We start from the raw sequence: 12690 nt of genomic DNA, 5'->3' as shown, positions 1-12690 counted from the left end.
TCGCGCCGCAGAGTGAGAACCTTGACCGTTCAAAACGTTGCAAAAGCGGACGTACTTGAACGAGTTCGTGCCGCTCAGTCCATTCTGCGCGCGCCGCCCAACAATCCGGTCTCGGCGTCCGTCGCCTGCGTCATCACGAACTGGCGGTCGCCCGGGGTGCACCAGAGGGTCACTCCGTCCGCGAGCGTCGACAGCGCCTCGTACTCGTGGCGCGGAAGGCCCATGATGCGGCCGATCTGCGCGGCCTCGTCCGGAGAGACCCGCTGCACGCCGACCAGTGAGGACTTCTCCAGGAGGCGGGGCGCGACCGGGCTCAGATACGGCAGCAGCGTCACGACCGACTGCCAGGGCGCCGACACGACACGGCCGCGGGGCGGCCGCATGCCGCAGTCGCGCACCACGACCACCGGACTGCCCGCCGAGGCGCCCTGCGGCGGCACCCGGCCCACGTCGTGCAGCGAGACGCACGGCTGCCCGCCGCCCGCCGCCTGCGCGAGCGGGGTCCACGCCTGCGCGCGGCCGGTCTCGACGGCCACCCGCGCGCCCGTGGCGGCCGCGCGCAGCGCGAGCACCTGGGCGGTCCACAGTCCGCCGATGAGCGTGACGTCGTACGGGACGGGCCGGTTGATGCCGAGCACGGCCGGCCGGCTCTCGGCGTCCACGCCGATCACCACACCGTCGTCGCCGACGGGCAGGGCCAGCGCGTCGAGCTGGTCGAGGGGTACGGAGTGCCGGTCGCGGCGCGGCCCGACGAGCCCGAAGCCGAAGCGGGGCTTCGTGTCCCGCCCCGTACGCCCGGCGGCGCGGGAGGAGCGGGAGCCACGGCGAGAGGGCGAGGCGCCGGAAGGCGCACCGGGACCCGACGACGTACCGAAGGAGTGGGACATCAGCGCGCACCCCCCAGCGGCAGCGAGGCGAGCATGCCCGGCCCCTGTTCCCGGTCGAGCCGCACCAGGCCCGTCCGCACACCGCGCGCCGCGCGCTCCAGCTCGTGCCGCGCGGCGACCAGTTCCTCGTCGCTGCGCCCGGTGATCCGTACGTGTCCGGTCACCGTCACCTCCTGCCGGTCCCCGCCGCTCAGCGTCAGGCTGAACGTCGTCGCGAGCGCGGGCAGCGAGGTCAGCAGGGCCACGAGCTGCGGCATCGAGGCGCCCGCGCTGCCGCCGGGACCGCCCAACTGGGGCCAGCGCCCCACCCAGTACGTCGTGTGGCGCCGGTCGTCGACCCGCCAGGTCCGCGCGGTCTCCTGCGTCCGCCGGGCCTGCGCCTGCCCCCGGCCCGCCTGCGTGATCGCCATCGGGCTCGCGCAGGTCGAGGTCGCGAGCGCCGAGGTCAGCTCCTGCTCGGTCAGCACGCTCGCCCGGAAACCGGCGCCCGCGAGGCGGCTCGCCAGCTGGTCGGCCGCCCGGACCACGCACTTCTGCGCACCCGTCATGCCGCCACCGCGCGCGGCGACCGCCTCCGGGCACAGCTCGGGATCCAGCTTGAGCGCGATCCAGGTGATCCGGACCGCGGGCGAACCCGTCTGCGCCTGGAGCGGCCCGTAGTTGCGCGCGGCCATCGACTGCGCCGGCAGATGCGGCGCGGGAGCGGGCTGCGTGTGCTGCACGATCTGCGCCGACTCCAGCCGGATGCCGTCCACGCTCAGGACGTCCCGCACGAGCCCGACCGGCAGCGGCCGCGCCCCGCGGTCCGGCCGCAGCGCCGTGTTGTCCGACTCGACCCGCAGCACGGCGGTGAGGAAGGTGCCGTCACCGATCATCCCGACGGGCCGGCGGTCACGATCGCTGTACGCGTACGTCCGCAGCGCCGGGTCGCACTCCACGACCGGCGCGAGCCCCGGCTCCGTACCCTCCGGCACGGTGAAGGAGGCCGCCCGGCGCGAACGGGCGCGCAGCGCGAGGAAGGTGCCGAGCCACTCGGGCAGGGAGCGCCGGTGCCGGCGCACGAGCGCCAGCAGGACGAGCACGACGGCGACCACGCCGGCGGGCACCAGCATCAGCTGGTCCACGACCCAGGCGACGGCGAGCAACGCCGCCGCCACCTCTATCAGTACGAGCTGTTGCAATCGGAACGAACCGAAGTGTCCGGGACGTGCCTGGAGCCTCGGTGAGACCGAGGAAACGGATCCCGTGGAAGGGGGTGAGGAAGCGGTGGCCGCGCCGGGCCGCGTCCGCGTGGCGGAAGCCATGATGGAGAATCCCCTCAATTCGTCCCGATCGCCCTGGCCCGCCAGGGCTTTGGCGGCCGGATCACCCTACCCGCCCCACGAACCCCACGGGACAGCAGGCATAGTAGGGGGCCGGTCCGACAGCCGGGGCCCGGGTGTCACCTCCCCCGGACCCCGCGCGAAGACTGCGCCTGACGAGAATGGGGACTCATGGCATCGCGCCGGGACGAGCTGAACGCGTACACCTTTGCGAAGAAGCGCACGGTGGCGGCATTCCTCCAACCCTCGCCCTCCGGCACGGAGGAGGGGGCGCCGAGGCCGCTGCGCGCGATCGTCCCCGGCCTCATCGTCGCCGCGCTGGTCGTCGCGGGATTCGGCGCCTGGGGCATGTTCAGTCCACGGGCGCCCAAGGGCTGGGACGTCCCCGGCACCCGGGTGATCGTGGGCAAGCAGTCGACGACCCGTTACGTCGTCCTGGAGACCGGCACGGGCAAGGACGCGAAGACGCTGCTCCACCCCGTCCTCAACCTCGCCTCCGCCCGTCTCCTGCTCAACCCCGACCAGTTCCAGGTCGTCCAGGTCGACGACAAGAAGCTCGACCAGGACAAGCAGCGCGGCCCGATCCTCGGCATCCCGTACGCCCCCGACCGATTGCCGACCGCGGACGACGCGGGCGCCAAGAAGCGCTGGGCCGTCTGTGAGCAGCCCGGCGGCGGCAAGGGCGCCAGCGTCCAGAAGGCGACCTTCCTCTTCGCCCAGCGCGACCTCCCGCGCACCGAGGACGCGAACAAGCTCGACGACGGGGAGATCCTGTACGTCAAGGGCCAGAAGGACTCCGCCCAGTTCATCGTCGACCACACCGGAACCAAGTACCCGGTGAAGGCCGACCGGCCCGGACTGCTCTCCGCCCTCGTCGGCCTCAGCAAGGGCCTCGTCAAGGAGCCGCAGCCCGTCACCGACGACTGGCTCGCCACCCTGAAGACCGGCGACACCGTCGACTTCCCGCGCCTCGAGGGCGAGGTCGGCACCCCCACCGAGATCCCCGGCAGCACGCTCGACGGGACCGAGAACCGGATCGGCCTGGTGCTCCTCGCCCAGACCGGCTCCGGGCCCCAGCACTACGTCGTGCTGCCCGGCCGGGTCCAGCCGGTCTCCGCGTTCACCGCCTGGCTGCTCATCCACTCCCCGGAGACCGGCTCGCTCGACATGGACGGCGCGCCGACCACCGTCGACGCCTCCTCCTTCGTCCCGAACCCGAAGGTCTTCAACGGGGACGCACGCTGGCCGCAGCAGAGGTCCCACCCGGTCAACTCCACGACCGGCGACGCCGCCCGCGACACCGTCTGCAGCGTCCTCACCGACGTCGACGAGAAGGGCGAGACCACCCTCGCCACCTGGGCCGGCCCCAAGTACCCCGCCGAGATCACGGCCGGCGGCACCAGCACGTACGTCACGCCGGGCAGCGGACTGCTCTACACCCAGATCCAGGGCCAGGGGCAGCAGAAGACGCCCGACGGCTCCCTCTTCCTCGTCACCGACACCGGACTGCGCTATGCCGTCCAGGCCAACGGCGACAGCGACGCCGCCCGCTCCGAGATCGGCACCGGGGACCAGGAGAAGCAGACCGACGGACGCCCGGAACCCTCCGAGGCCCAGAAGCGTCTCGGCTACGACAAGGTCGTGCCGGTGCCCGTCCCGATCGAATGGTCGGAGTTCCTCTCCAAGGGCCCGCGACTCGACACCAACAGCGCGCGTCAGCCGCAGGGTTCCTAGGGGGTGGCACCGGTGACGACGACGTACCGCACGGCGGCCGCCCTGCTGACCGCCGCCACCCTGACGGGCCTGCTCGCGGCACCCGCTGCGGCGTCTGCGGCCCCGGGGCCGAACTCCCCGCGCCCCGACGCCTGGGCGCTCGACGGCAGCGGCGAGTGCACCTTCCCCATGAAGAAGCAGATCGAGGGCACCCCCTGGCCGCTCCAGCGCGTCCTCCTCGACGAGCTCTGGCAGCACACCAAGGGCAAGGGCGTCAGGGTCGCCGTCATCGACACCGGGGTCGACGACGTCAACCCGCAGCTCCGCGAGGCCGTCGACGCCAAGGCGGGCAAGGACTTCCTCAAGCCCGACAAGAACAACCCCGGCTTCGGCGACGAGAAGCGCGGCAAGACCGACGGCACCGTCGACGAGGTCGGCCACGGCACCAAGGTCGCCGGCATCATCGCGGCCCGCCCCGGCAAGGGCACCGGCTTCGTCGGCCTCGCACCCGAGGCGACGATCATCCCGATCCGCCAGAACGACGAGAAGAACAGCGGCGACTCCGACACGATGGCCAAGGCGATCGACTGGGCCGTCGCCAAGGGCGCGCACGTCATCAACATCTCGCAGGACACCACCAAGACCCTCAAGGCGGACTCGCCCATGGCCGTCTCGATCGCCAAGGCGATCGAGAAGAAGATCGTGGTCGTCGCCTCCGCCGGCAACGACGGCATGGACGGCAAGCTCAAGAACACCTACCCGGCGGCCTTCCCCGGGGTGCTCGCCGTCGCCTCCTCCGACCGGAACAACGAACGGGCCGCCTTCTCCCAGCCCGGCACCTTCGTGGGCGTGGCGGCTCCCGGCGTCGACATGGTCTCCACCGTCCCCGGCGGCGGCCAGTGCGTCGACAACGGTACGAGCTTCTCCGCCCCGTACGTCGCCGGCGTCGCCGCCCTGCTGCGGGCCAGGTACCCCGAATGGTCCGCCGCCCAGATCGTCACCCGTATCGAGCAGACCGCCACCCGTTCCATCAACGGTCGTGACAGCTACGTCGGTTGGGGGGTGGTCGACCCGGTCAAGGCGCTCGCCGACGTACCGCCGGGCACGCCGCCCTCCACGCCCACGGCCGACCCGGTGCCGCCCAAACCGCCGGCGCCCGAACCGGCCCGTCTGGCGCTGTCGGAGACTCCCCAGGAGCGCTCCGAACGGCTCGCCACCTATGCGTTGGGGATCGGCGGTGTGCTGGTGGCCGTGGTCGCCGGAACGGCCGTCGTGATCCGCGACAGCCGCCGCAGGAGAGGGGCTCGGTGAACAGCGTCACGACCAAGTATCCGGTCCCCGCTTTGCAGTTGGAACTGCCGCCGTCAATGGCTAAAGTGACCGTCGGGGGCACGGCAGTGCGAACCCAGCACGGGGGCGGCATCAGAAGATTCCCGTCCGCATCACGAGCGGAAGGCCCGACGGCCCGGCCGTCGACGCCACCGAAGGAAGAAGGGGCAAGATGTCGAAAGACCTGAACGTAACCAGTGCCGAACAGGTTCGGCTCGCAGGCCGGATCCAGGACTTCTCCGACGAGCTCCAGTCCCGCATCACCAACCTCAACGGCGTGGTCGACCGCGTCCAGGCGGGCTGGCAGGGCGCTGCGAGCAAGGAGTACGACCGGGTTCAGAACGACCTGAACCAGCGGCTGCGCAGCATGCGCCAGGAGCTCTCCAAGCTCGAAGAGATGATGCGCATGAGCGCCGACGGGTTCTCGCGTGAGGAGGAGGACCGTCTGCGGTCCTTCCGCACGATGGACGCAAGCGGTGGCGCCGGCGGCGGCGGCAACCAGAGCGCCATCCTCGGCGTCTGAGCCATCCCGCTCGACCAGTCCTCCGCGCCACTCTCACTCCAGGAGTCAACACCATGACCACTGCGGTCAATTACGACACCGTGACGCAGGCGGCGGCCGACACCCGCCTGACCTCCACGACCCTCACCCAGAAGCTGGACGACCTCATGGCCGAGGTCAACCGCGTCGCCAACAACTGGGAGGGTGAGGCGAAGATCGCGTACCGCGAGACGCAGGACCGCCTGACCCGCGACATGGCCGGCATGAACCAGGACCTGGCGCGCATCGCCCAGCTCCTCGACGAGTCGGTCGCCGGCTACCAGGACACCGACAAGGGCAACGCCGCCCGGTTCCGCATGTGACATCCGGCGTACGCACGTGAGGGGGTGGCCCGTTCCGACGGGCCACCCCCTCACGCGTACCGCCCGCTACCGCAGGTCGAACTCGCCGTCCCGCGCGCCGAGGACGAACGCGTCCCACTCGGCCTTCGTGTAGCGCAGCACCGTCTCCTTGTCGAGCGACGAACGCATCGCCACCGCCCCCTCGGGCAGCCGCGCGATCTCCACCCGCTCCTCGTCGGGGCTGGTCCCCGGAGCGCCCTCCCACTCGACACCCGAGATGTCGAGCGCGTACAACTCGTCCTTCTGCCGCTGCTTCTCGGCGGCGAGGGACTCGTCGGTCGTGGTGGCGTGTGCGTCGGTCATCGGCGCTTTCCCTTCGCGGTGGTACGACGGTCCCTTCCACAGTAGTGGGACCGCCGTACCCGAGCGGCGGGAAATCACTCAGTGCTGCTCCGGCAGCCAGCCCAGCTGCACCAGCGGCGTCCCCCGCTTGCGCGAGACGAACGTGCCCCGGCCCGGCGGCATCGGCCGCGCCCGGACGTTGCTGAGGATGTCGCCCTCCTGCGGATCGCCGGAGAGGATCACGCCCTGTGCGCCCAGCTCCCGGACGCGCTGCATGAACGGCTCGTACATCGCCCGCGAGGCGCCCGCCTGGCTGCGCGCCACGATGAACCGGATGCCGACGTCCCGCGCGAACGGCAGGTTCTCGACGAGAACCGCCAGCGGATTGCCCGAGTTGGTGGCCACCAGCTCGAAGTCGTCGATCAGCACGAACAGCTGCGGACCCGTCCACCAGCTCCGGTCACGCAGCTGCTGCGGCGTGATGTCCGGCTTGGGCGCCCGCTTCGTCATCACCGTGTTGATGGCGTCCATGTGCATCTGCATGGCCGAGGCCATCGGCGCGTACTCCAGGAGATGCGAGGGCGCGACCGCCTCCAGCATCGTCCGCCGGTAGTCGCCCACCACGATCCGCGCCTGCTCCGGCGTGTACCGCTCGCACAGCTGCTTGGCGATCAGCCGCAGCAGCCCCGTCTTGCCGGACTCGCTCTCACCGAAGATCAGGAAGAACGGATCCGACTCGAAGTCGACGAACACCGGCTCCAGGTTCGTCTCGTCGATACCGATCGCGATGCCGTGCTGCGGGTACTCGAAGCCCTTCGGCAGCTGCTCCGCCGGCAGCCTGCGCGGCAGGAGCCGTACGGCCGGGGCCGGAGCCCCGGTCCAGCTCGCCCGCACGGCCTGGACGAAGGCCGACGTGCCCTCCGCCAGGTCGGCCGCCGAGCTCGATCCGTCGATCCGCGGCAGCGCGCCCATGAAGTGCAGCTTCTCCGCCACCTGGCCGCGCCCGGGCACCCCGGGCGGCACGTTCGCCGCGACCTTGCGGTCGAACTCGGAGTCCATGACGTCGCCGAGCCGCAGTTCGAGCCGGCCCAGCATCTGGTCCTTGAGCGCCGCCCGTACCTCCATGTACCGGGCGGCGGTGATCACCACGTGGATGCCGTAGCCCAGACCGCGCGCCGCGATGTCGGAGACGAAGGGCTCCAGCGTGTCGTAGTCGTTGCGGAAGCTGCCCCAGCCGTCCACGACCAGGAAGACGTCGCCCCAGGCCTCACCCGGGAGTTCGCCCGCGGCACGCTTGCGCCGGTAGGTCGCGATCGAGTCGATGGAGTGCGAACGGAAGAACTCCTCCCGCCGGTTGAGCACCCCCAGCACCTCCGCGACCGTCCGCCGCACCCGCTCCGGGTCCAGTCGTGAGGCCACCCCGCCGACATGCGGCAGATCGGCCAGCGACACCAGGCCGCCACCACCGAAGTCCAGGCAGTAGAACTGCACTTCGGCCGGCGTGTGGGTCAGCGCGAACGACGAGACGAGCGTCCGCATCAGCGTCGACTTGCCGGACTGCGGACCGCCGACCACCATCATGTGACCGGCCGCGCCGGAGAAGTCCCGGTACAGCACCTCACGCCGCTGCTCGAACGGCTTGTCGATGAGCCCGAGCGGCACCGTGAGCCCGCCCTGCCGGGTGTACTCCGTCGCCGTGAGCCCCCGGTCCGCCGTCTGCGCGAGTCCCGGCAGCAGCTGGTCCAGCGAGGGCGCCTGGTCGAGCGGCGGCAGCCACACCTGGTGCGCGGGCACGCCCTGGCCCTCCAGACGGCGCACGATCACGTCGAGGACCGTGTCCGCGAGCGCGTCGTCCTCCTCGGAGCGCCGCTCGGCGAGATACGCGGGGTCGGGCGCCGCGTACACCACGGGCACCGGAGCCGCCGTGAACAGCGCGGGGCGCCGCTCCACCGGCAGGTGCCCGATCTCCAGGCGCGGCCCGCCCGACCGGTGCGTCCCCGAGACGTACGCCGCCTTGAAGCGGGTCATCTCGTCCGTACCGAACTTCAGATAGCCCGAACCGGGCACCGAGGGCAGGTGGTAGGCGTCCGGCACACCGATCGCCGTCCGTGACTCCGCGGCCGAGAAGGTCCGCAGACCGATCCGGTACGAGAGATACGTGTCGAGGCCGCGCAGCTTGCCCTCCTCCAGGCGCTGCGAGGCGAGGAGCAGATGCACACCCAGCGAACGGCCGATGCGGCCGATCTGGATGAACATGTCGATGAAGTCGGGCTTGGCCGTGAGGAGTTCGGAGAACTCGTCGATCACCAGGACGAGGGAGGCGAGCGGCTCCAGCGGAGCACCCGCGGCCCGCGCCTTCTCGTAGTCGTGGATGTTGGCGTAGTTGCCGGCCGAGCGCAGCAGCTCCTGCCGCCGCTGCAGCTCGCCGCGGATCGCGTCGCCCATGCGGTCGACCAGCGTCAGGTCGTCCGACAGGTTCGTGATGACCGCCGCCACGTGCGGCATCTGCGACATGCCCGCGAAGGTGGCACCGCCCTTGAAGTCCGCGAGGACGAAGTTCAGCGTCTCCGAGGAGTGCGTCACCGCGAGACCCAGCACCAGCGTCCGCAGCAGCTCCGACTTGCCGGAACCCGTCGCACCCACGCACAGACCGTGCGGGCCCATGCCCTCCTGCGCGGCCTCCTTCAGGTCCAGCATGACCGGCTGGCCGTCCTCGCCGACACCGATCGGCACGCGCAGCCGCTCGGCCACCGTCCGCGGCCGCCACGTCCGCGCCACGTCCACCGACTCGGCGTCCCCGAGGTTCAGCAGATCCGTGAAGTCCAGGTTGGCGAGCAGCGGCTCGTCGTCGTCCCCGCCGCCCATCCGCAGCGGCGCCAGCTGCCGGGCCAGCGCCTCGGCGGCCGGCAGCGAGATGCCGTCCGGCAGCCCCTCGTACGCGAAGCCGCCGCCGAACTCCAGGCTCAGCCGCCCCGGCCGTACCACCACCGACAGACCACCGCGCGGCTCGTCGAGCTCGCCCGAGACGACCTCCACGATCGTCACGCCCTGGAGACCCTCGGCCGCCGCGAGCAGCGAGTCCGGCGGGACCATGCCGCCGTCGAGGACCACGACCACGTGCGGCTGGTCGAGGACCGGCTGGCTCTCCCGGGAGAACCGCGTCCGACCGTCGAGCTTCGAGCGGATCAGGTTCTCCAGCTCGCCGAGGTCGTCACCGAACAGCCGCTTCGTACCGGCCCCGTCGACCTGCCCGGGCACCTGCGTGTGCGGCAGCCACTTCGTCCAGTCCCACCGCTCCTGCGAGGCCCGCGCCGCGACGACCGCGAGCATCAGGTCGTCGGGGGAGTGGAGCGTCACCAGCTGCGCCACGAGGGCGCGCGCCGCCGCCTGCGCCGACTCGGGCTCGCCCGACACCGTCACGTGGTAGAAGGCCCGCATCGAGACCGCCATCGGCAGCCCGTCCAACGTGCCGTGCACCGCGAGGAACTGCTGCATCGCACCCGCGCACAGCGGCTCCAGCTCGTCCACCGGAGCCGTGTCCGGCGCCACGAGCGCCGTCGCCAACTGCTGCGCCCCGAGCCCGATCCGCGCCTGCCCGAAGTCGTGGTCGCCGACCCTGCGCTCCCACACCCGCGAGCCCTCGGCCACGACCGACCACAACTGCTCGGGGGAGGGGTGCAGATACAGCTGCGCGTCCCGCTGCTTGCGCGCCGTGCGCCGGACCGTACGCCGTGTCTGGGCGAGGTATTTGAGGTAGTCGCGGCGGACATCGGCCATTTGCCCCTGCGTACCGCGACGGAATCTGACGAACTGGGCGACGGCCATCGCGACCGTCGACGCGAGCATCAGCACACCCATGATCCGCATGATCGGCGACGGCGTCATGAAGAAGAAAACCACCGAGGAACCCATGCCGAGCATCGGCAGGAGCTGCATCAGCGCCGACTCCTGCTGCCCCCGCGGAAGTTCCGGCGGAGACTCCAGGACCAGTTCCTCACCGGGCACTTCCGGCGGAAGCGCCCTCGGCGGGCGTTTGACGACGATCTGGCTCACCGGCGCATCAATCCCTCGTAGGAGGCGGGCTCGTGGCGGGAGCTTCCGCGCCGACACCCCCGACGGCGGCCGGGCGCGCGGACTTCCCCCATGGGACGGCGATCCTACTTGCAGCCCCCACCGGCCGTCCCCGGTAGGGTGGCGCGCGCATCGTGCGCAACCGCGAATCAGGGGGTCCACACACGTGAGTACGACCGCAGCGACCGGCTTCTGCCGCGTCACCGTCGTGGCGCCGGACAGCCGCATCGACGTCGCGCTCCCGGAGGACATCGCCGTCGCCGACGTCTATCCGGAGATCCTGCGGCTCACCGGGCAGACGCAAACGGCGGGCACCCCGACCGGCTATCACCTGGTCCGCCGCGACGGTTCCGTCCTCGACGGCGCCCGCACGCTCGCCGGCCAGCAGGTCCTCGACGGCGAGGTGCTCTCCCTGCGCCCCTTCGCGCAGTCCCTGCCGCCCGCCGTCTACGACGACGTCTCCGACGCCGTCGCCTCCGCCGTCACCCGCGACCGCCACCTGTGGGGCGACGAGCTGCTGCGCGGCGCCGGACTCGTCGGCGGCGTCCTGCTCCTCGTGCTCATGGGCTTCGTGCTCTGGTTCGCGGACCCGGTCCGCCACGACATGCACAGCCTCCCCGGGATCATCGCCGGCGCCGCCGGCCTGCTCCTCACCGCCTTCGCGGGCGTCCGCGCCCGGGTCTACGGAGACCGGGCGACCGCCGTCGCCCTGGGCCTCGGCGCCCTGCCGCTGCTGCTCATCGCGGGCTCCGGCATCGTCGGCCCCGACGCGGGCGCGGGCCCCGGCCGCCTCCAGTTCCTGCTGGGCTGCGTCACCGTCCTCGTCGCCTCGGTGGCCCTCGTGGCGCTCACCCCCAGCGGAGACGCCCCGTTCGTCGCCGCGACCTTCCTCGCGACCGTCGGCACCCTCGCCACCTTCGTGATGATCCTCACCGAGAGCACCGCGACCGAGACCGCGGCGGTCTGCGCCCCCGTGGCCATCGGCATGGTCGCCTTCCTGCCGGGCCTCTCGGCCCGCTTCGCCCGGCTCCCGATCGGCTACGCCGCACCGCGCAGCGCCGCCGACGACGAGTTCCTCGGCGAGCAGCACCAGACCGGCGACGACGACCGGGCCGTCGACGGCGAGCGCATCGCCCTCCAGGCCCGCCGCGGCCACGAGATGCTCCTCGGCCTGGTCGGCGGCTGCGCCGCCGTCGTCGTCGGCTCCGCCGCCGTCCTCGGCTTCGCCGGAAACCTCTGGGGCCAGCTCCTCGCCCTCGCCTCCGGCCTGGCGATGCTGCTCCGCGCCCGCCTCTTCCGCTACACCTCGCAGGTCGCCTGCGTCCTGGTCGCCGGCATCGCCGCCATCGCGCTGCTCATCCTCGGCCTCTCCCTCAACCCGCCGGTCGACCTGGTCAAGGACCTCCTCATGTACGGGGACCGCGGCGGCCTCGACATCCGTACGATCTGGCTCACCGCCTCCGTCGCCGCCGGCGCCGCGCTGATCACCGCCATCGGCCTGATCATCCCGAAGAAGGGCCTCTCGCCCTTCTGGGGCCGCCTCCTCGACCTCGCCGAGGGCTTCGTCCTCCTCTCCCTGGTCCCCCTCTGCCTCGCCGTCCTCGACATCTTCATGTCGGTCCGCTCCCTCACCAGCAAATAGCGGCGGGAACCACCGGCGAGCAGCGGAGCGGGCCCGGCACCGGGCCCGCTCCGGCGAACTGGTACGCTGTGTGACGGCCGTTTGTGTACGCGCTCCCGGAAAGCCACCCGACATGCTCGGGAAGCCTCTGGAAGCTGCGCCCATCGGACCTTCGCCCGCCGAGTCACGGAAGCTTCCCCTGAGACCTAGACCAGGGGCACTCGCGGGCGCACGAACACCTAAGAGGAGACCAGCGTGGCTCTCGACGCCGCTGTCAAGAAGCAGATCATGTCCGAGTTCGGCCAGAAGGAGGGCGACACCGGCTCTCCCGAGGTCCAGGTCGCCATGCTCTCCCGTCGCATCTCGGACCTGACCGAGCACCTCAAGCAGCACAAGCACGACCACCACTCCCGTCGTGGCCTGCTGATCCTGGTCGGCCAGCGCCGCCGCCTGCTGCAGTACCTGGCCAAGAAGGACATCCAGCGCTTCCGTGCCCTGGTCGACCGCCTCGGCATCCGCCGCGGTGCGGCCGGCGGCGCCAAGTAAGGACGCCGTGAAGGGA

General features: G+C 71.6%; 10 protein-coding genes. 6 read left to right on the top strand and 4 right to left on the bottom strand.

Going from position 1 to position 12690, the window contains the following annotated elements; genetic code table 11:
- Nucleotides 1-74 precede the first annotated feature (74 nt).
- Both DEJ46_RS10645 and eccE read right to left on the bottom strand, forming a co-directional pair.
- Entirely contained in the window at nt 75-887 is an 813-nt protein-coding gene (locus DEJ46_RS10645) for a hypothetical protein (protein WP_150265526.1), read from the bottom strand.
- The gene (gene eccE / locus DEJ46_RS10640) at nt 887-2191 is read right to left on the bottom strand and encodes a type VII secretion protein EccE (protein WP_150265524.1); all 1305 of its coding nucleotides are present in this window, start codon (nt 2189-2191) and stop codon (nt 887-889) included. The genes DEJ46_RS10645 and eccE overlap by 1 nt, the downstream gene beginning before the upstream one ends.
- A gap of 189 nt (nt 2192-2380) precedes the next feature.
- Between eccE and eccB the strand changes: the two genes are divergently transcribed.
- The 4 genes from eccB (at nt 2381) to DEJ46_RS10620 (ending at nt 6115) form a co-directional block, all read left to right on the top strand.
- Nucleotides 2381-3943, top strand: coding sequence for a type VII secretion protein EccB (gene eccB / locus DEJ46_RS10635; protein ID WP_150265521.1), 1563 nt, complete (start codon nt 2381-2383; stop codon nt 3941-3943).
- A 12-nt stretch (nt 3944-3955) separates the two neighbouring features.
- The gene (gene mycP, locus DEJ46_RS10630) at nt 3956-5233 is read left to right on the top strand and encodes a type VII secretion-associated serine protease mycosin (RefSeq protein ID WP_190622560.1); all 1278 of its coding nucleotides are present in this window, start codon (nt 3956-3958) and stop codon (nt 5231-5233) included.
- A 190-nt stretch (nt 5234-5423) separates the two neighbouring features.
- Complete coding sequence (locus tag DEJ46_RS10625) at nt 5424-5774, top strand: WXG100 family type VII secretion target (protein ID WP_055641042.1); 351 nt, start codon at nt 5424-5426, stop codon at nt 5772-5774.
- Between the two features lie 53 nt (nt 5775-5827).
- On the top strand, nt 5828-6115 hold the full coding sequence (locus DEJ46_RS10620; protein WP_055641041.1) for a WXG100 family type VII secretion target: 288 nt from the start codon (nt 5828-5830) through the stop codon (nt 6113-6115).
- Between the two features lie 66 nt (nt 6116-6181).
- On the opposite strand, the gene DEJ46_RS10615 is transcribed toward DEJ46_RS10620, so the two are convergent.
- Together DEJ46_RS10615 and eccCa are read right to left on the bottom strand one after the other, a co-directional pair.
- Nucleotides 6182-6457 carry a DUF397 domain-containing protein gene (locus DEJ46_RS10615; protein ID WP_150265520.1) on the bottom strand — a complete coding sequence of 92 codons (276 nt, stop codon included), beginning with the start codon at nt 6455-6457 and terminating at the stop codon, nt 6182-6184.
- 78 nt (nt 6458-6535) lie between these two features.
- Complete coding sequence (gene eccCa, locus DEJ46_RS10610; RefSeq protein WP_150265518.1) at nt 6536-10489, bottom strand: type VII secretion protein EccCa; 3954 nt, start codon at nt 10487-10489, stop codon at nt 6536-6538.
- Nucleotides 10490-10673: 184 nt separating this feature from the next.
- On the opposite strand from eccCa, the gene eccD reads away from it, so the two are divergent.
- On the top strand, nt 10674-12149 hold the full coding sequence (eccD, locus tag DEJ46_RS10605; RefSeq protein WP_150265516.1) for a type VII secretion integral membrane protein EccD: 1476 nt from the start codon (nt 10674-10676) through the stop codon (nt 12147-12149).
- A gap of 234 nt (nt 12150-12383) precedes the next feature.
- Nucleotides 12384-12674, top strand: a complete 291-nt coding sequence (rpsO, locus tag DEJ46_RS10600) for a 30S ribosomal protein S15 (RefSeq protein WP_150265515.1) — start codon at nt 12384-12386, stop codon at nt 12672-12674.
- Nucleotides 12675-12690: the final 16 nt, after the last annotated feature.

Origin of the sequence: Streptomyces venezuelae, assembly GCF_008642375.1 — a bacterium.
In the GTDB taxonomy this organism is placed as follows: Bacteria; Actinomycetota; Actinomycetes; order Streptomycetales; family Streptomycetaceae; genus Streptomyces; species Streptomyces venezuelae_G.
The sequence above is the reverse complement of the archived record's forward strand: the minus strand, read 5'-3'. Positions and strand labels throughout refer to the sequence as shown.